Here is a 20,313-nt window from a genome sequence, read left to right as displayed (position 1 = left end):
ATGGTTTTGTAGGATTCCCCTCTGGTAGGCAGTGGAAACAGACCTCATGGTAGATGAGTCTAATCACAGTCAATCGGAGGGGATCTTTTTATATCATGATTGGATGCGCTTTCATTAAAGGGGGTGATCATTCAGGTAAGGTCGTTTCACTAAAATAAGTAGGAGGGATCGGATCAAATGATTAAAAAAGTGCTACGTAGTTTAATGCTGGGAAGTTTATTGGTGACTTTAACTTGTTCTAATCTAGCAGGCAAAGCAGAGGCGGCAGCGGTAAATATAATTCCTAACGCGTCTAAGGTTGAGCAGGGTTATGACAGCAGTTTTTTATCAGTTCCTGGTTTTGCATCATTAGGTGTAAAAGATAGAAGCAGTTATGCAGGTACCTCATATTATCGAACGGTCAGCAGTGGCCGAGAGTTTTTACAAGCAATCTTGGATGCAGGCAGTGGTGCTGTAAAAGTTATTGAAGTTACAGATAATCTAAACTTAGGGTGGACTGAATTAGCACTAAATTCTACTGAAATTTCAAAATATAGCTTTGTTACAAAATATCCTGATCCATCAAACGGATTCACGAACCCACTCTTAATAACCTCCGGTGTATCCAAATTAAACATAGCCAATATTGATGGATTAACGATTTTTTCAGCTTCAGGTAAAACTATTAAACACGCAGAATTAAAATTGCAGAGCTCAGTGAACGATATTGTCATTAGAAATCTCAATTTTGATGAAATGTGGCAATGGGATGATACAGGTGAGCACAAAGAGGTAGGCTGGACTTTTATCAAGGTAAATGGCGCAAACAATGTATGGATAGACCACTGTAAGTTTTCGATAGCCGCGGATGGAATGATTGATATGGAAAATGGTTCAACGAATGTAACTTATTCTTGGAACGAATTTGGTCTAGCGGCAGCTCAAAATCCAGCGACTAGTAGCTCTATTTATAAGTCAATTGAATATATGGAGCAAAAATATGCAACAGGATCACTGAACTCCTCCACCAGCCTTTATTATAAAATGCGTAACGAAGGGGCTACCAAAAATCAAATTATGGCTTATGCCGCCTATCACTCCAAAGTTCATTTGGTAGGATCGGGTGACAAGGATTATACGAATTATGTGGGTTCTAACGGTGTGGAAATTAAAGATGGAAATCAAAGACTTCGCTTAACTTTAGCATACAATCGTTATACAAATGTTGGGTCGCGTCTGCCAATGATTCGTCAAGGAGTCGGGCATCTATTTAATAATTCTTTTGATAACTCTACACATCAGAATGTACTCGACAGCGTTACTGCAATCTCCAAATACGGCCATGATAAATTATCGCGTGGAATGAACGCCAGAAATGGAGCTTCTATAGCGGGGGACACCAATGTCTATAATGCTTTTAATGAACCGCTGATTGGTGCGGAGCGTCAAGGGGATGATACCGCCAATATGAATGCTCCTTTTGACGTATTGTTTAAGGATGCGATGAACCATAGTTTAATTGTAAATTCTACAGTAACAACTAGTAGCGGAACAACCTATACAGGCAGCAGTTGGGATAATAATGGCGTTAATGCCTTTACTAGCGGAATGAATTGGAATAACAAAGCAACCATTGGCCAGTGGGCTTGGTCATCATCAATAGTCGGAATTGAAAATATGAGTAAATCAAACCCGCCATCTACACCTTTTACATTCACTTATGGGTATAACGAGCAATTGCCTTATGCTTATAAAACAGTTCCTCTATCTGGCGTTGTCTCCACAGTAAATCAATATGCCGGGGTCTCAAAAGTTTCTTGGAACACTGCGGAGTGGTTAAAAACAAATTATTATGATGCCTATTCGACGATCGAAGCAGAACGTTATACCAGCATGTCTGGTGTGAAAAATGAAGCGAGTTCCGAAGGCGGTCAGAATGTCGGCTATATAGAGAATGGCGATTATATCGCGTTTAATAATGTTAACTTTGGAAGCGTCGGACCCACAAGTTTCGAAGCAAGAGTAGCGAGCGGTACATCTGGAGGAACTATCGAAATTAGACTGGACAGCTCAACTGGAACTCTGGTTGGAACTTGTCCGGTAGCGGGAACAGGCGGCTGGCAGACCTGGGTGACTAAAACATGTGCAATCAGCGGCGCCACCGGCACGCATAATGTATATCTAAAATTCACCGGCTCTAGCGGATATTTATTGAATCTTAATGGGTTCAAGTTTATTAAGTGATTTTATTAAGCGAGGTTCTGAGGGGGAGTGAAAAACCTTTATGCTGGGGCGGGCAGATAGACCTCGGCTGGAGTGGAAGCGGCGAAAAGGGAGCGGGAGTTATACCGTAGAATGTGGCGGATGGAGCGGAAGTGGCGAAAAGAGAGGCAAAAATGCCCTAGAATGTGGCGGATGGAGTGGGAGTGGCGAAAAGAGAGGCAAAAATGCCTTAGAATGTGGCGGATGGAGTGAATGTGGTGAAAAGAGAGGCAAAAATGCCTTAGAATGTGGCGGATGGAGTGAATGTGGTGAAAAGAGAGGCAAAAATGCCCTAGAATGAGGCGGATGGAGCGGATGTGGCGAAAAGAGAGGCATAAATGCCTTAGATTGTGGCGGATGGAGTGGATGTGGTGAAAAGAGAGGCAAAAATGCATTAGATTGTGGTGGATGGAGTGGATGTTACCGGATCGAGCAAAACGCGGAGAAATGAGCGGTATAAATCCCGTAGAATGCAGTCGATCGGGCGGATGCGGGGAAATGAACGGTATAAATCCCGCAGAATGTACCGGATCGAGCGAATGTGGAGAAATGAACGGGATAAATCCCGCAGAATGTACCGGATCGAGCAAATGTGGAGAAATGAACAGGATAAATCCCGCAGAATGCAGCTGATCGAGCGGATGTGGCGAAATGAACGGTATAAATCCCGCAGAATGCAGCTGATCGAGCGAATGTGGCGAAATGAACGGTATAAATCCCGCAGAATGCAGCTGATCGGGCGAATACGGAGAAATCTACGGTATAAATCCCGCAGAATGCAGCTGATCGAGCGAATGTGGTGAAATGAACGGTATAAATCCCGCAGAATGCAGCTGATCGGGCGAATGTGGCGAAATGAACGGTATAAATCCCGCAGAATGCAGCTGATCGAGCGAATGTGGCGAAATAAACGGTATAAATCCCGCAGAATGCACCGTATGGACCGGGACCAATACACCCTAAAGGAGTGATTCCCTCCATCAACCAGAGAACCACTCCTTTTTTGTAACCAACTTTATAATCCAATCAACGACGACCTCCGTGATGCTTAACTGTGTATTTTGCTGAACTCGATTCGCGAGCTGAAGGACCTGGTAAACTCTTTTTCAATTATTGTTTTCATGATATTGTGATGCACTTTGAGTTGTGATTGATCGGCGTGGTCTCTAAGGAGTTCAAAGAGCGCTGCTGATTTTTTGAAGCCTGTATCATCGTCTAGCTTGATGCTTAATAACAAGATTTCTAGAATAGTGTTGATTGTATCGTACATATTCTCTTGTTTATAGTAATACATCGCCAGCAAATAAATGTAATCCTCATGGTATTTGATATTCACAATAGTCTCATGTTCTCCTATGTCATCAACATTGATTTTGAATTCCTTCAGAATCCAATCAACGGAATAATCATGTATTATCGAAGATTCTAAGATGGTAATGAGTCCCGGCAATAATTCTTCATCATCACTTTTTCTAATAAACTCAACGTATTTATGTAGCACTCCCATTTTGCCTTCCAGCAGATCGATAACGTATGAATTGGCTTTTGCTATATTGCGGTAATATTCGACTTCATAAATGGCCTCTTCATCTAAACCTCCTATCCAGCCAAGGTCAGCATACTTCTGAATACATAGTTTTGCCTCGTCAAACTTACCGGACTTTTGTAGTGCTATACCTTTTGCGCATGAGCTATATCCAAAATAATAGGGGATACTCCGCTTCAGTTTAGGACCTCTTATGAGGTTACTATTGTTTTCATATATGATGGAAATTTGTTCATGTAGCTTGTCTGCAATTTCAATCATGGCATCCCAATTCTCAAATGAAAATGATGCTTTAAGCATCTGAATCAAGGAATCCACATTCAACTCTTCCAAATCCAACTTCAATCCTATCTCCCTTTCTAGAGCATATCATGCATCGATTAAGATAATTGTATTTCATTTCTAAATTATTCATTTATTTTACATTAAATCATGTGATTTCCATCACGTTACATAAGGTCAAAAGGGTCTTTATTAATAATTTTCAAAATACATCCAGCTCACATTATCTTCCTTAAGTTTCTAGTGTTGGAGGAATAATGTTTGTTCCGTTGTTCATTTGTCCCCTTGTTTTTGGGTTATTTGTACGTAAAATGCGGAAATGTACCTATCGTGGAACTCGTTCTTCCTTTATGATCATCCCGTAAAGAAAGCGCTATCAAAGAAATTTTAACCACATTTCATGAGGGGGTAAGGATAATTTGAAGCGAATGGGAAAAAAGCTGGGAATGAGCCTGTTGGTATTTATAATTGCAGCAGCGCAGTTCGGTTTCACAGGAACGCAGGGCAATGTGGCACTAGCAGCTGAGAAAAGTATGGCGCAAAAGCCGTATATGGGCTGGAGCAGTTACAGCATGCAGGTGTACGACGGTGCAGGTAACTGGACTTCGGCCGAAAGCATTAAGAAACAATCGGATGTTATGCATGAGAAGTTGCAAGCCCATGGATATGAATACATCAATATTGATGCGGGCTGGAATGGCGACATGGATGAATACGGCAGACCGATTCCAAGTGAGACCTTATATCCTAACGGATTTCAAGAGGTCATCGACTATGTTCATAATAATGGACAGAAAATTGGAATCTATATGATTCCGGGGGTATCCATCGATGCCTATAATCGGAATCTTGAGATTTACGGGACTGGTGGCCAATGCCGCATACAGGACATTACAGCCAAGCCGCTTACCATTATGGATTATTGGAATTCCTACACTTATAAAATTGATTTCACGAATCCATGTGCCCAGAAGTATGTGGATTCTATTGCCGATATGATTGGCGAGTGGGGCATTGATTTCGTCAAATTTGACAGCGTGACTCCTGGCTCGGGGATTGATAACTTGAGCCGTGATGCGCGCGGCGATGTTGAGGCATGGTCTAAGGCTTTTGACAGAAATAACATCTGGTTTGAGCTGTCCTGGGCGCTCGATCACAATTACGTGGATTTCTGGAAAAAGTATGCCAACGGTTGGCGAATTGACTGGGATGTGGAAGCTTACGATGGCAGTGGGCTGACAGCCTGGCCGAGTATTTCCCGCTTGTTCCCCAAAGCAGCACTTTGGTGGAGGGATGCAGGTCCTGGGGGTTGGAATGATTTTGATTCCCTGAACGTTGGTAACGGATCTATGGATGGTCTGACCAAAGACGAGCGGAAATCCGCGATGACATTCTGGTCAATCTCTTCCGTACCACTGTATACAGGTAATGACATGACTAGGCTGGACAGCTATGGTCTAGAATTGCTTACCAATGATGAGGTAATTGCCGTAAATCAGGCAGGACGTCCAGGCCATCCGGTATCTATGGATACCCAGCAGCAGGTTTGGTATGCCAATAATGGAGATGGCACTTACAGCGTAGCTCTGTTCAATCTGGGCAGTCGGAGTGCGGAGGTGAAAGTCAAATGGAGTGATCTCGGCCTTGAAGGTCCGGCTTCCGTTCGCGATTTATGGAGTCACACTGAGCTGGGAGACTTTGAGAAGGAATTTAGCGGAGGCATACTTGAACCTCATGCGTCACGGATGCTTAAAGTTACAGCATTAGGTGGCACCTCTACAGTCAATGATGATGATACAGGTATGCGCTACAGCGGGGATTGGAAGCGTAATGGCGGCAAAGAGCTGCTAGAAGGAAAGCAGGATTTGAGCATTACGATCAAGGATTCCTCGTCTGCTCCGTCGATGGCTTCACAATCGGATATTACGAACTATGGGACTGACCCGTCTGAGAATTCGTCTGCTGCGAACAAGGCAACGGTCACTAATGTAGTTTACATTAATGATAATGACAGCGGCATTAAATATAATGGCGCATGGCAGGTAAGCTCATCTCGAGGATTGGGTGATTATAAAGACGATGTGCATTATTCCGAGAAGAACGGGGATTCCTTTGAGTACACCTTTACGGGCACTGGCATTGAACTGCTGACCGAAAAGCATGAATCTCAGGGAGATGTGATTATTACGCTGGACAATGAGGCTGCACAGACCGTTAGTGCTTATAAAACTGGATCAAGAGAGGTACAGCAAAATCTGTACAGTGTCTCAGGACTGGCTAACGGCTCTCACACGCTTAAAGTGGTCAAAAGCTCAGGTGATTTTATGCTGCTTGACGCATTTAAGGTGACTACAGAAACTCCAGCAGGAGAACAGAATAGTACCATTACTCCGACATCTGCTCGATTCGACCAAGCAATAGAACAACAAGAGGATGTTACTGTCACTCTGAATTTGAATGGTAATACACTGAGCGGTATTGAAAATAATGGCGAGGCACTTTCGGAAGACGATTTTACGGTGACGAATGATAAATTGACCATTCATAAGCAATACCTTGCGCAGCAGCCGGCAGGCACAACCGACTTGATTTTCATTTTTAACACTGGTGATCCACAGACCCTGTCGATACAAATTAGTGATTCTACAGGCATTCGTTATGTGATGATTAATAACGATGATTCGACAGTTAAGTACAATGGCACTTGGAACCGCAGCAGTGGCAGAGGATTGGGTGACTATAAAGACGATGTGCAATATACGGAGCAGAATGGTGATTCTTTTGAATATACCTTCAGAGGAACGGGGATTCAGCTGTTCACAGAGGTAGATGAGTCACAGGGTGATATGGATATATATGTTGACGATCAATTTAAGGAAACCGTCAGTGCCTATCATCATGGACAAATGTCACTTCAGAACCTTTACAGCATTTCTGGCTTACCGGATGGAATGCACACGCTCAAGGTTGTGAAGAAATCAGGCAGATTTATGCTCCTTGATATGCTTAAGGTAGAAATTCCGAATATGATTAATCCGATCGCTGCCAGCTTTGATAAAGCTGCTTCCGCTCAGGAAGATATTGAGGTGACATTACTGCAGCAAGCGGAAAGCTTTGCCGGCATTACTAACGGATTATATGATCTGGTTCTCGGGACTGATTATTCAGTAGCAGGTAACCGTGTTACACTGAATAAATCTTATCTTGCTGCACAGCCAGTGGGGACGCTGAACCTTAAGTTTACTGTGGAGGGAGATTATCTTAACGATGTTCACTCCACATCAGTGGACGGTGATTTCTTTGAATATACCTTCAAGGGTACCGGAATCAGCCTGATCACACCTATGGGTCCAGAGCAAGGTGATATGGATATTTTTGTGGATGGACAACGGGTCCAAACTGTAAATGCGTATAGTCAGAGCCGCCTGACCCGTCAGGAAATTTATAGTATTTCGGGATTGGAAGGCGGGATACACACGCTTAAAGCTGTGAAGAAATCTGGTGATTTCATGCTGACGGATCAATTGAAATTCACAGTTTCAACGAGTCCTGCTGTATCTCCGACACCAACGCCAAGTCCGACACCAACACCAACATCAACATCAACGGACTCAGGTGGCTCGTACATTCCAGCTCAGCCATCTTCTACACCACCTGCCCTGACACCGACGCCAACTCCGGCAACTGGAAACGAGGATGGATCTGCAGGGAATGGCGAGTCTAATCCGATCCGTCATACCGCATATATCAAAGGTTATCCGGGTGGGTTCTTCCAGCCGGAGCACGAAATTACGCGTGCTGAGATGGCAACGATTCTTGCCAATGTTGCTGAGAAGGGAGCTACTGGAGCAGGGGTTGTGTTCAGTGATGTGCCTTCTGGTTACTGGGGTGCTGATGCCATAACTAAAGCAGCGAAGATGGGACTAATGAAGGGTTACAGCGATGGCACCTTTAAACCTAATCAACCATTGACGCGTGCAGAAATGGCCAGTCTGGTGACCCTGGTTAGAACGGTTTCGACGCAGAAGGGCTCCGGTTTCTCTGACATCAATGGACATTGGGCACAGGCGGCGATTTTGCAAGCCCAAGGTACGGGCATTTTGACTGGTTATAATGACGGGACTTTCCGTCCTAATGCCAAGCTTACTCGTGCCGAAGCTGTTGTGGTTATGAATAGGGCTTTGGGCAGAGGTCCTCTAACCAATGTAACAAATCCACAGTGGGCAGATGTTCCGGCAACGCATTGGGCCTTCGGCGACATTGAAGAAGCTTCGACGGATCATGTCTTTACATCTGGATCAGAGGCCAGAGATCAGAAGAAGAACTGATTGTCTAGCCAAAGCATTGAAGAAGGGGGGCCGTTACTGGCCCCTTTTTTCTAAATGACAGGAGGGTCACGCACTATAGATAAAATATCGGAATTGCCGATAAAAGGCAGTGATAACGGCGTAGATCGCTGTTTTTTTTCCATTTCTGAAGAGGTGCAGGAGGGTGAAGTGAGTTCAAACCCTTGACTATGAAGCAAAATGTTTTAATCTATGGTAATGATAGCGCTATCGAAATGTCATATTGAGGGAGGCTAACTACGCTGAAATATTCCAATATCTTTCGTAAATTTCTAATCTCTTATGTGGTCATTTTGGTCATACCCAGCATTGGCGGGTACATGTCCTATCTAACCTCGATCTCCGTGACACAGTCCATCTCGATTGAGAATGGAGTCACTCAGCTTCAGAAAAGTCAGGAGATATTGGAGCGCCGTATGGCGGAGGTTGAAGGCTTTACCAGGCAATTGGCGGTCAACCAGGAGCTAAATGTTCTTATGAATGAAAGTGAAAATGAGACGAATGTGTATGGGATTTGGAAAACGATGCGGAATGTTTTGACCTTCGGCCAGACTAATGATTTTTTGCAAAACTATTATATTTACCTCGCCAACTATAATCTTATCCTAACCCCAGGTTCGACCTATCGTCCGGAGCATTACTATTCTAATTTCAACTATAAGGATCTTTCGTTACAGGATTGGAGAAAAGAAGTGCTTGAGACAACCCACCGCAGCGAGATCAAGCCACTTAGTGATTTTGTCAGCAGGGGGATGCAAACCTCGGTTATTACCTATATGCAGTCACTCCCCTTGGATAGCTTTAATGATTCCTCGCCGGCCGTCGCAGTAGTGATTATTGATGAAAAAAATATTTCCAGCCTGCTTTCAGGCCTGACCGAGCGATATGGGGGTTGGGTGCATATTAGTGATGCTAAAGGGAATACGATTGTTCTGCAAGGAAGTGATGAGCAGAAAATGGTCAAAATGCTCGACGATCCAGCTTTTGATAAGAACAAGGTCAGTCAGTTTTATAAGGATGATCTGGTGATTACTACCCGTTCCGATTCCAATGGCTGGGTGTATCAGACCGGGATTCCTCAAGATATTTTGATGGAGAATGCTAACAAAATCAAGAGAATCTCCATACAAATTACGGGAGGCACTCTAATTATCGGTTTGATTGCCGGACTGATATTAGCTTACCGTAACAGCGCGCCAATCAACCGTATGCTCAGTGTCATGAAGGAGCAATTCGGCAAAGAAGAAGCCTCGGAGAGAAATGAATTTGACTTTTTGAGCGGCAATATAGCCGATATGATTACCAAAAATAAGCTGCTCGAGTCCGAGCTTAACCGCCAGCTTCCTCTGGTCCGAGATGCCTTCCTGAAACGGCTGATTGCCGGCGAATTCAAAACGCGGGATGAAATTATCTCTGCCGCCAAACAGGCGGATATCAGCATGAATCAGAATACTGGCTACGTAGGAATTGTTCAGATTAACGGTTATGCGGGTATGGACAGTGTTGAAATTCTGAACGAGCTGAGTGCTTCCCGGCTGCTGCTGAAACAGACCTTGGCTGATCTTGGCGTGGATGTCTTGATGACGGATATGGGCTCTGATAAAGTTGTAACGCTGTTCTTTTCTAGGGAAGACGGAGCTGACAAGGAACAGGAAGCAGCGAATATCACCCAGACGATGGAGGAGCTCGCTACAAATGTCTTTAATGAGTACCGCATTACCATTCTGGCGGGCTTCGGGGATCTATTCACAGAGGTAACAGAGGTTAGCCTTTCGTATGATCAAGCGAAGCAGGCACTGGAATATGCTGTTTATATGAATAAAAAAGGGATTATCTGGAGCAGTGAAGCTCAAATTGAGAATACAACTTATTATTATCCGCTGGATTCGGAGCAACGGTTAATCAGCACGATTCGAGCCGGAGAGCTTGAGGAAGCCAAACGGATTGTGCGTGCGATTATTGCTCAGAATATGGAGCAGCGAGAATTATCCATCGAAATGAAGCACCAGCTTGTCGGGGAAATGAAGGGGACTTTTCTCAAGCTATTGGATCAAAAGGCATTTACCGAATATTCAGATATCGAGAGTGTCAAACGGCGGGTCATAGACATTGGCTCATCAGAGTCGCTTGAGACGATCCAGAACGAATTTTTTGACATTATGGAAGAGCTGTGCGGACTCATTGCGAATAAAAAGAAAGATATTCATATTCAAATCATCAAGCAGATTAAGGACTACACAGCAAAAAACTATTCGGATACGGAACTAACCCTTTACCGGGTGGCGGAACAGGTGGAGCGGCCGGAAAAATACATTTCCCAGCTGTTTAAAGAGGTCACGGGTGTTAATTTCTCCGACCATTTGATAAAAGTCAGAATGGATCAGGCCATCATCCTGCTCAAAGAGAGCGGATTAACGGTGGATGAGATTGCCGTGCGGGTGGGCTACAACAGTTCACATTCCTTCAGACGCGCATTCAAAAGGTTGATGGGTGTCTCCCCGAGTGCCTATAGACAATCTGTGGATGAATAAAAAAATAGGCCATAACATAAGGCTGCACTGTCCACTTTGGATGATGCAGTCTTTTTCTGATTTCAACCCTGCAATTCGGAAAAATGGCCGTTCTACTGCTATTTTGTGCTCCTCAGATAGGGCGATTTGTACGCTGAAGCACCCAAGTGTACCTTTCTTTTGGAGATAAAAGTCATCTATGATCAATTCGTAGAAAGCGCTATCACAAATCACAGACATCTGCTTAGGGGGAATTGTTCTGGAGAAAGAATTAGTACTACATCGCAAGTCGTTGCCGAAAAGCAAAGGCCCCGTATTCTTACAAAATGCTCGCAAAAGCATAAAAAAGCACTGGCAGTTACATCTGCTTGTGATTCCGCCTTTGCTGTTTTTTATCATCTTCAAGTATTATCCGATGCTGAACACTGTCCTAGCCTTTAAGGACTATAACGTCATAAAAGGGATATGGGGAAGTCCATGGGTCGGATTTAAAAACTTTCAGCTCTTCTTTGAGAATCCGCAGTTTTGGACACTGCTCAAGAATACTATTATGCTTAGTGGCTATCAGCTGCTGGCGGGTTTTCCAATCCCGATTATTCTTGCGCTCATGATTAATGAGGTACGGGGAGGAAGGTTTAAGAAATTCGTTCAGCTTGTATCGTTTGCCCCTTATTTCATCTCGACGGTTGTCATGGTGTCAATCGTTATGCTCTTTCTGGCCCCTCGGCTCGGTTTTGCCAACATTGCACTCAACTTCTTCGGACTGGATTCTATTAACTTCCTAGGTGAACCCGGCATGTTCCGTTCGATTTATGTGTGGTCTGATATTTGGCAGACAGCGGGCTACAGTGCAGTCGTATATTTGGCAGCGCTTGCAGGGATAGACCCAACACTTTATGAAGCTGCCAAAGTTGATGGAGCCTCGCGGTTTCAAAAAATCCGCCACGTCGATTTGCCAGGGATTGTGCCAACCATCGTTATCATTTTGATTCTGAATGTAGGGAATGTAATGGCGATTGGCTTTGAAAAAGTCTACCTGCTACAGAACCCGCTTAACCTCGTTAATTCTGAGATCATTGCCACCTATGTCTATCGGGTCGGTCTGTTGAATGCCAATTACAGCTTTGCAACTGCGGTGGGCCTGTTCAACTCCATCATCAACTTGGTTCTCTTATTTACAGTAAACGGTCTGGCGAAAAGAATCACTAAGAACAGCATCTGGTAGGAAAGGAGCTCATCTATGGCAGCAGCAGTTCAAAAAAAGATTAAAGAATCCGTCGGCGACAAAGCGTTCCTGATCACAATCTATATCGTGCTTACTCTTGTGGTAATCGCTGTACTTTATCCGCTTATTTTTATCATCAGCAGCTCAATCAGTAGTCCGGCAGCCGTGACCTCTGGTCGTGTCTGGCTCTGGCCTGTAGATATATCCTTCAAGGGTTTCAAAGTATTGCTGAATACGCCTGAGATTATCACTGGTTATGGAAACTCAATTTTCTACACCGCAGCGGGAACGCTGATTAGTATAACTTTAACGGTCATGATCGCTTACCCGCTGTCTCGAAAAGGTTTTTTCGGACGAAATACACTGATGATGATCATTACCTTCACCATGATCTTCAGTGGGGGGCTAATTCCCACCTATTTGGTAGTGAAGGAGATGCATCTGATCGATACTCGCTGGGCGCTGCTGATTCCGAACGCCATTTGGGTCTGGCAGGTCATTATTGCCCGCTCCTTCTTTCAATCCTCGATTCCGGAGGAGCTTTTGGAAGCTAGTGAAATCGACGGCTGTAGTGATATGAGATTCATCTGGAGCGTGGTACTCCCGTTATCCAAACCGATTCTCGCAGTGTTGGTGCTTATGTACGCGGTAGGTCAATGGAATGCCTATTTCGATGCGCTGATATATCTGAAATCAGCAGATTTGTTCCCCTTACAGCTTGTCCTGCGAAGCATCATCATTCAGAACAACAGCGCTGGTGGGGCCATGGACGTGGGGAAACTGGTCGAGAAACAACAGCTTTCCGAGCTGCTGAAGTATTCCTTAATTGTGATTGCCACTTTGCCGGTACTTGTTATCTATCCTTTCGTACAGCGTTATTTTGTACAGGGGATGCTTGTTGGTTCCGTCAAGGGTTGATCTTAGGAGTCTCTTTTTTGGAAAGGAGGTATGCCCGGAGTACACACTTAAGGTATCATCGTATCACCTGCTAAATTACAAAAGGGAGTGATAATATTTGAAGAAGCAAAGCTTGATTACTTTACTAATTCTGGTCATGGCATTTACGGTTGTAATTAGCGGATGTGCAAATAAAAATACAGATAACGCATCCAGCACGCAGCAGGGTTCTGGTTCGGGTTCGTCTGGCAAGCCGGTTGAGATCAGCGTGTTCTCAGTTCAGGAATCCGGCATCGACCTTCCGACCAATAAATTCACAAAACATGTAGAAGAGAAATTTAATTTCAAATTCAACTGGCAGATCAACCCATCGGATGGTGCTCAGGAAAAACGCCAGATCTCACTGGCGAGTGGTGACTATCCGGATGCTTACCTGCTTACTCACTATATTGATCAATTCTCACAGGCCGATCTACTGAAATACGGCAAGCAAGGTGTACTCATTCCTCTAAATGATCTGATTGATAAATATGCTCCAAATATTAAAGCAGCCATGGAAAAGAACTCTGACCTAAGAACGCTTAATACTGCACCTGATGGAAACATTTACGGACTTGTAGCTTATACAGAATGTTTCCACTGTTCCTATCCTAGCAAAATGTGGCTGAATACTGAGTGGATGAAAAAGCTTAACTTGGAGATGCCGAAGACCACTGAGGAATTCAAAAATGTACTGAAAGCCTTTAAAACGCAAGACCCGAACGGCAATGGCAAAGCCGATGAAGTGCCGCTAAGCGGTTCTATCGAGGAGTTCGGCGTACGAATCGTTCCTTTCTTGATGAACGCATTTGTTTATGATGATGATCGTAATTACCTGAACATGAAGGATGGAAAGGTGCAATCTGCTGCCATTACTCCGGAGTGGAAAGAAGGATTGACCTATATTAAATCCCTGTTTGACGAAGGTTTGATTGATCCGGGTGCCTTTACACAAAACGCGGAAGCTTTTAAGAAAATCGGGGAAAATGCTGATGCAGAAATTCTAGGTGCAGGTGCAGGTATGCACCCAGCGATCTTCGTAAACATCGACCCGGGGAATACCCGTTCAGCACATTACAACCCGCTGCCTCCGATTTCGGGACCTCAAGGAATTTCCTATGCGACTCATGATGGAGGCGGCGTAGTCCCGGGTGCAAAATTCGTGATCACAAACAAAGCAAGTGAAGAAGCACAAATTACACTGATCAAGATGGTGGATTATATGTTTACACCAGAAGGCCAAACGAATGGCGCAGCTGGCCTGAAGGGAACCGATTGGACAGATCCGGTTGAAGGCGATGTGGCGTTGGGTAAAGATGTTAAACCGATGATCAAACTAATTCCAGGTGAAGAAGGCGCAGCACCACGTAATGCAGGCTGGAGTGGTATGGCTCACTTCTATGAGCCTAAAGAATACCGTGATACTTACGTTCAAGGTACCGACATCTTTGCTTCTGATGGTTATGAACGTAGACTGTATGATGCGACTCTGCTATACGAAGGTCATGAGCCTAAAGAGTTATTCCCCATCTGGTCGATCTGGATTGATCCAATTGAGATTGATGAAGCCAGCTTGCTGCAGACAAATTTGAAAAATTACATCGAACAAAATGAACTGCAATTCATCACAGGCAACAAGGATCTGAACAAGGACTGGGACGCTTATGTAAAGGGATTGCAGAACTTGAAGCTTGACCGTTATCTCGAAATTTTACAAAAGGCTTATGATACTTCAAAAAAATAAATATTGAAATCAGAATCAGGTGCTGTATGATAGACCCCGCACCTGATTTCTTGATTTCAGGGGAAAATATGGGTTTTTGTGGATGGAGGTTGAGTTATGACAGACGAGAATCATTGCAATCATTCATTTGTAGTTCCGCGCCGTGGACTACCTCAAATTAACGGCAGGCTTACGGAAAAAGGGACTGTAACCGTTGCCTTTTTAGGCGGCTCAATTACGGAGGGGGCAGGTGCTTCCGAAGCAGACACATATAGCTGGAGAGCACTCACTGGTAAGTATCTTCAGGAGCGGTTTGCGGATCAGGAGTTCCGCTTCATCAACGCGGGAGTGGGGGGGACGAACTCAACTTTAGGTGCTCATCGATTACAGGAGCATGTCCTGCAGCAGGGCACAATTGATTTGTTATTCGTTGAATTTAGCGTCAATGACGGCAATGACCGGGAAGAATCCATTAGAGGGATGGAGGGCATTGTCCGCCAATGCAGGCGGTTGTCACCGGGCACTGATATTTGCTTTTTGTATACAGCAGCAGAGAAGAATCTCTCCGGGAGCAATCCCTTTAATATTGCTGTCCATGAAGAAGTAGCTGAACATTATAAGCTTCCCTCTGTTAATTTTGCAGCTAGAGTCTATGCGCAGCTAGAGGCGGAACAAATGGAGTGGACTAAGCTGGCACCGGATGGATATCATCCCAATGATGAAGGTCATGCGCTGTATGCCTCTTTTTTGCGAGAGTATCTGGAGACAGCGCTTGTTCCTAACAAGACGAATTTGAGTAGCGAAAGCTCTTTAGATATTCCACCTTTGGCGGAGCAAAATTATGAATACGGCAGCCTGCTTGATTTCCGTGCGGCTGATCTTGTGAACGGTTACGAACTTCGCGAACTGGCTGCAGGAGATCCGCTGATGAACTGGCGTTTTGGAACAGAGCATCTGTATACCCATAGCAAGGAGGCTGTTTTTTCTTTTACAGTGACCGGGCAAAGCGCAGGCTTGATGCTGCTCTACGGACCGGATAGCGGGATTTTTGAATATTCGCTAAATGGCAGTTCTTATAAAGCTGTGAACTTATTCGATGAATGGTGTCCGCTTGCCTTTCGGCCTATTATCGCCATGTTTCCGATCCAGGAACAACGTCAAGAATTGCATGTTTCAGTACGCATTACGGGGCTGAAGGATGAACAGAGTAAAGGCACCAGTCTGCGTATTCTGAAACTGCTGCACAATTGATTATTTTAAGCGGAGAGATTATACTGCCAAATATTAAGCGTTTACAAAAAAAAGAAAGGCGGTGCCGATGATTACTTCTGCTGAGAATAACGCCTTAACTACTCCTGCTGTAATCCGCCTAACGGATTATGGAGTGCTGCCGGATTCTGGTTTAGACGCGCAGCCAGCCATGGTTCGGGCTATACAGGCTGTCGCTGAAATTCCCGGTCCAGTACTACTAGATTGCCCGAAGGGCTGCTATCATTTCTATCCGGACGAGGCTATCCGCAAACCTTATTTTATCTCAAATACTGCCAGTGAAGAAGAGAACAGGGATGTCACTAAGACCATCGGTATTTTGCTGAAGGGACAATATAATTTAACGCTGGAAGGCAATGGTTCATTATTTATTTTTCACGGCAAGCAAACGATGCTCCTGCTGGATGGCTGCAAGAATGTGGAGATCCGTAATTTACATACCGACTATGCCCGGCCAACTGTGACGGAGATGACGATTACCGAAAGCGGTGACCATTCGTTCGATGTCCAAGTACATCCCGATTCACGTTATGAGATTAGGGAGGATAAGTTGGTCTGGATCGGTGAGGGCTGGAGCTTTTCTGAAGGCCCAATGCAGACTTATGATCCGCAGCGCAATACGACTTGGCGGATGGATAACTGGCTGGAGCAGGCAGACACTGTCGAGGAACTGGAGCCGATGAAGCTCCGTCTGCATTTTAATTTTCAGCCTGAGGTTATTCCGGGGCATGTTCTACAAAGCCGTGACGGCATCCGTGATCAGGTGGGCGTATTCATTACGGAAAGCTCGAACATCACCTTGAGCGATATTGGGATACATTTTCTGCATGGCCTTGGCATCGTTGGCCAGTTCAGCGAGAATCTCAGCTTCCGCCGTATGGATCTCTCACCGCGTCCGGAAACGGGACGAACGGTCACAGGCTTTGCGGACTTTATTCACATGTCTAGCTGCCGGGGAAAGGTGATCATTGCCGATAGTAATTTTTCCGGTTCACATGACGATCCCGTTAATGTCCATGGTACTTATCTGCGGATCGTAGAGCAGCCATCGGCGAATGTAGTAAAGGTCCGGTTCATGCATCATCAGACCTACGGATTTATGGCTTTCTATCCGGGGGACGAAATTGAATTTGTTCGCTCCGGTTCATTGACCACTTATGCGGCTAATGAAGTGGTCGAAGTGAAGCGGCTAAATCCACGCGAGCTTTTGTTGACGTTGGCTCATCCGGCTCCTGATGATATAGGCAGCCATGATGTTATAGAGAATGTTACCTGGACTCCAGAGGTTGAAGTCACTAATAATCACTTCGCGAGAGTACCCACCCGCGGTATTCTTGTGACAACCCGGCGCAAAGTGGAAATTAAGGGTAACATTTTTGAACGGATGCATATGAATGCCATTCTGATTGCAGTGGATGCTGAGTCCTGGTATGAATCCGGCAAGGTGGAGGATGTGATCATCAGCGGCAATCATTTTCTGGAATGTGGAAGTCAAAAGCATCCGGTTATCTTTATTTCGCCGGAGAATGTGGAGATAGATAAGCGTGCTCCCGTTCACCAGAGAATTGTCATCACGAATAACAAGTTTGAAAGTATTGATGTGTTGGCCCTTAGTGCCAAGAGCACCTGCGGACTGGTCTTTAAGTGCAATGGAATTCTGGCAGGCAGTGGTGAGGCGAGTCTTTCGAATCTTGATGATGCGATTGAATTAAATGCCTGCAGTGAGGTTGAAATTACTGATAATTTATTAAATGACAGATGGTGAGGAGAGCGCGTATGAAACTTCAATATGACAAGCCAGCAAATGTATGGACGGAAGGACTTCCAATTGGGAATGGACGTCTGGGCGGTATGATCTTCGGTGGTGTGGAACAGGAGAAAATTAGTCTAAACGAGGATACGCTTTGGTCAGGATACCCAAAAGAGGGTAACAATCCCGGTGCTAAGAACGTTCTGCCAAAGGTGCGACAGCTGATTCAAGAAGGCCGTTATGTTGAGGCGGACACGCTGACCAGAGAAATGATGGGGCCGTATACTCAATCTTATTTACCTTTTGGTGATCTATTGCTTCATTTTGAACATGGCAACGTCTATCATTCTTATCATCGTACATTGGATGTGGAAAATGCGCTGCATCGCATTGAATATCAGATTGGCAATGTTACTTATACCCGTGAGATGTTCGCTTCTCATCCTGATCAGTTGCTTGTTCTTCGTTTGACCGCAAGTGTGCCAGGCGCATTGAATGTGCATGCCACGCTGGAAAGTCCACTCCGTCACAACCTTTATTCGCAAGGTGACAGCTATGTTCTATCGGGAACGGCACCGGAGCATGTAGATCCAAGCTATTTCGGGAGCGACAATCCCATCCGATACGGTGAATCAGGCAGCAGCAAGGGAATGGCTTTCGAAGGACAACTCTCCGTGACGGCGGATGACGGCCAAGTAACGGTTGATGGCAGTGGGATTCATTTGCTGGGTGCGACATCGGCAACCTTTTATTTCAGTGCGGCTACAGGTTTTAACGGGTATGACCTAATCCCGGGAATTGAAGGAAAAGATGCCTCCACCATTGCAGCCTCCTTCTTGGCAAGTGCTGAAGGCAAGTCTTACACCAGCCTGCTTCAAGCGCATATCACTGATTACCGGGCACTTTTCGATCGGGTGAAACTTCGGCTGGGCAAGCCGCTGGCACCGGAAGGAATGTCAACCGAGCAGCGGATTACGACTTACTCCGCGCAAGATCCGGGTCTAGTTGAGCTGCTGTTTCATTTCGGACGTTATTTGCTGATCGCAAGCTCGCGTCCCGGAACGCAGGCCGCCAATCTTCAGGGAATATGGAATGCCTCTACTCGTCCGCCTTGGAGCAGTAACTATACACTGAATATCAATACAGAAATGAACTATTGGCCCGCTGAGATTTGCAATCTGGCAGAATGTCATGAGCCACTTTTGGATTTCGTCGGCAATCTGGCGAAGAGAGGGGCGGATACCGCTCGGACCAACTATGGCACCCGGGGCTGGGTAGCTCATCATAACTCGGATCTTTGGGCACACACTGCACCGGTAGGTGATTATGGCGATGGAGATCCAAGCTGGGCTTATTGGCCAATGGGCGGCATCTGGCTGACCCAGCATCTTTGGGAACATTTTGCTTTTGGCGGAGATACTGAATACTTGCGGACTTCGGCTTATCCTGTCATGAAGGAGGCGGCTCTGTTCGCATTGGATTGGCTGATTGACGACGGCAAGGGTAATCTTGTGACCTCCCCGTCCACTTCACCAGAGCATAAATTCCGGACAGCGGAGGGTGTGGCTGCGGTCAGCACGGGTGCCACAATGGATATATCACTGATCTGGGAGTTGTTCACGAACTGTATCGAGGCATCAGTGATTCTTGGAACGGATGAAGCTTTGCGTGAAGAGCTGAAAAGTACCCGTGAGCGTCTATTGCCACTGCAGGTTGGCAAGTACGGGCAACTGCAGGAATGGTCCTCTGATTTTGAGGATGAGGACATGTACCACAGACATACCTCGCATCTGGTTGGAATTTATCCGGGCCGCCAGTTGTCAGAAGAAGAGACCCCTGAGCTATTTGCTGCGGCAAGAACCTCGCTGGAGCGGCGCGGGGATGAAAGCACAGGCTGGAGTCTGGGCTGGAGAGTCGCTTTATGGAGCCGCTTCCGGGATGGAAACCGTTCCTTGCATCTGCTCTCCAACATGTTGCGGCTGGTGAAGGACGGGGAGTCGGAGCAATATAATCACGGCGGAGTTTATGCCAATCTGCTCGGTGCGCATCCGCCTTTCCAGATTGATGGCAACTTTGCAGCCTCCGCCGGGATTGCCGAAATGCTGCTACAATCTCACCGCGGCTATCTCGAACTACTGCCTGCATTGCCGAATGAATGGCAGGAGGGAAGCGTTGCAGGTTTACGTGCCCGCGGTGGCTTTGAAGTCAGCATTCAGTGGGACAACGGCAAGCTAGTGGAAGCGCAGATCACTTCCCTGCTGGGCACAGAATGTGTGATCCGCATGGATACCCCACTTAAGGTAACCTGTGGCAGTCAGGATATACAGTGTGAACGTTCCGCCGAAGGAAGGGTAAGTTTCGCTACAACCGCGGGACAATCCTACAAGCTTATCATTGGTGATCAGCAATAATCCGTTTTATAAGCGTATGAACAGCAGTAGGACCTGAACGTTTGGTCCTGCTGCTGTTTTTTGCATTTTCAGCA

The 20,313-nt window shown here is 45.6% G+C and carries 12 protein-coding genes; 11 read left to right on the top strand and 1 reads right to left on the bottom strand.

Translation table 11 applies throughout. The annotated features are described in order from the left end of the window. Positions 1-177: 177 nt before the first annotated feature. The 3 genes from MHH46_RS23385 to MHH46_RS23375 all read left to right on the top strand — a co-directional run bounded on the left by MHH46_RS23385 (position 178) and on the right by MHH46_RS23375 (position 3,044). A complete protein-coding gene (locus tag MHH46_RS23385) occupies positions 178-2,223 on the top strand; it encodes a carbohydrate-binding protein (RefSeq protein ID WP_076191807.1) in 2,046 nt (681 codons plus the stop codon). Between the two features lie 40 nt (positions 2,224-2,263). Continuing rightward, positions 2,264-2,542 carry a hypothetical protein gene (locus MHH46_RS23380; RefSeq protein WP_076191805.1) on the top strand — a complete coding sequence of 93 codons (279 nt, stop codon included), beginning with the start codon at positions 2,264-2,266 and terminating at the stop codon, positions 2,540-2,542. A 169-nt stretch (positions 2,543-2,711) separates the two neighbouring features. Beyond that, the gene (locus MHH46_RS23375; RefSeq protein ID WP_405132519.1) at positions 2,712-3,044 is read left to right on the top strand and encodes a hypothetical protein; all 333 of its coding nucleotides are present in this window, start codon (positions 2,712-2,714) and stop codon (positions 3,042-3,044) included. A gap of 245 nt (positions 3,045-3,289) precedes the next feature. Here the strand turns inward: MHH46_RS23375 and MHH46_RS23370 are convergent, their stop codons facing one another. Next, positions 3,290-4,126, bottom strand: a complete 837-nt coding sequence (locus tag MHH46_RS23370) for a DNA-binding protein (protein WP_143762733.1) — start codon at positions 4,124-4,126, stop codon at positions 3,290-3,292. Positions 4,127-4,497: 371 nt separating this feature from the next. On the opposite strand from MHH46_RS23370, the gene MHH46_RS23365 reads away from it, so the two are divergent. From MHH46_RS23365 to MHH46_RS23330, 8 genes are all read left to right on the top strand, one after another. After that, positions 4,498-8,397: a X2-like carbohydrate binding domain-containing protein gene (locus MHH46_RS23365; RefSeq protein ID WP_256717196.1), complete on the top strand. Its 3,900-nt coding sequence runs from the start codon at positions 4,498-4,500 to the stop codon at positions 8,395-8,397. A gap of 338 nt (positions 8,398-8,735) precedes the next feature. After that, on the top strand, positions 8,736-10,946 hold the full coding sequence (locus MHH46_RS23360) for a helix-turn-helix domain-containing protein (RefSeq protein WP_081387824.1): 2,211 nt from the start codon (positions 8,736-8,738) through the stop codon (positions 10,944-10,946). A 349-nt stretch (positions 10,947-11,295) separates the two neighbouring features. Further along, positions 11,296-12,150: a sugar ABC transporter permease gene (locus tag MHH46_RS23355; RefSeq protein WP_038574727.1), complete on the top strand. Its 855-nt coding sequence runs from the start codon at positions 11,296-11,298 to the stop codon at positions 12,148-12,150. Between the two features lie 15 nt (positions 12,151-12,165). Continuing rightward, entirely contained in the window at positions 12,166-13,068 is a 903-nt protein-coding gene (locus MHH46_RS23350) for a carbohydrate ABC transporter permease (RefSeq protein WP_036683268.1), read from the top strand. Between the two features lie 136 nt (positions 13,069-13,204). Next, positions 13,205-14,830: an extracellular solute-binding protein gene (locus MHH46_RS23345; RefSeq protein WP_076192124.1), complete on the top strand. Its 1,626-nt coding sequence runs from the start codon at positions 13,205-13,207 to the stop codon at positions 14,828-14,830. A gap of 96 nt (positions 14,831-14,926) precedes the next feature. Beyond that, positions 14,927-16,060: an SGNH/GDSL hydrolase family protein gene (locus tag MHH46_RS23340; protein ID WP_076191797.1), complete on the top strand. Its 1,134-nt coding sequence runs from the start codon at positions 14,927-14,929 to the stop codon at positions 16,058-16,060. A gap of 67 nt (positions 16,061-16,127) precedes the next feature. Beyond that, positions 16,128-17,843, top strand: coding sequence for a right-handed parallel beta-helix repeat-containing protein (locus MHH46_RS23335; RefSeq protein ID WP_143762732.1), 1,716 nt, complete (start codon positions 16,128-16,130; stop codon positions 17,841-17,843). A gap of 11 nt (positions 17,844-17,854) precedes the next feature. Further along, complete coding sequence (locus MHH46_RS23330) at positions 17,855-20,239, top strand: glycosyl hydrolase family 95 catalytic domain-containing protein (protein WP_076191795.1); 2,385 nt, start codon at positions 17,855-17,857, stop codon at positions 20,237-20,239. The last annotated feature ends 74 nt before the right edge of the window (positions 20,240-20,313 follow it).

The organism is Paenibacillus sp. FSL H8-0175 (assembly GCF_045040615.1).
Taxonomy (GTDB): Bacteria; Bacillota; Bacilli; order Paenibacillales; family Paenibacillaceae; genus Paenibacillus_AQ; species Paenibacillus_AQ odorifer.
This window is presented reverse-complemented; position numbering and strand designations above follow the sequence as displayed.

What these genes read in the sequence shown, in the direction of transcription:
- MHH46_RS23385 (WP_076191807.1), top strand. Translation starts at nt 178, where the DNA reads ATGATTAAAAAAGTGCTACGTAGTTTAATGCTGGGAAGTTTATTGGTG.
- MHH46_RS23380 (WP_076191805.1), top strand. Translation starts at nt 2,264, where the DNA reads ATGCTGGGGCGGGCAGATAGACCTCGGCTGGAGTGGAAGCGGCGAAAA.
- MHH46_RS23375 (WP_405132519.1), top strand. Translation starts at nt 2,712, where the DNA reads ATGCAGTCGATCGGGCGGATGCGGGGAAATGAACGGTATAAATCCCGC.
- MHH46_RS23365 (WP_256717196.1), top strand. Translation starts at nt 4,498, where the DNA reads ATGGGAAAAAAGCTGGGAATGAGCCTGTTGGTATTTATAATTGCAGCA.
- MHH46_RS23360 (WP_081387824.1), top strand. Translation starts at nt 8,736, where the DNA reads ATGTCCTATCTAACCTCGATCTCCGTGACACAGTCCATCTCGATTGAG.
- MHH46_RS23350 (WP_036683268.1), top strand. Translation starts at nt 12,166, where the DNA reads ATGGCAGCAGCAGTTCAAAAAAAGATTAAAGAATCCGTCGGCGACAAA.
- MHH46_RS23345 (WP_076192124.1), top strand. Translation starts at nt 13,205, where the DNA reads ATGGCATTTACGGTTGTAATTAGCGGATGTGCAAATAAAAATACAGAT.
- MHH46_RS23340 (WP_076191797.1), top strand. Translation starts at nt 14,927, where the DNA reads ATGACAGACGAGAATCATTGCAATCATTCATTTGTAGTTCCGCGCCGT.
- MHH46_RS23335 (WP_143762732.1), top strand. Translation starts at nt 16,128, where the DNA reads ATGATTACTTCTGCTGAGAATAACGCCTTAACTACTCCTGCTGTAATC.
- MHH46_RS23330 (WP_076191795.1), top strand. Translation starts at nt 17,855, where the DNA reads ATGAAACTTCAATATGACAAGCCAGCAAATGTATGGACGGAAGGACTT.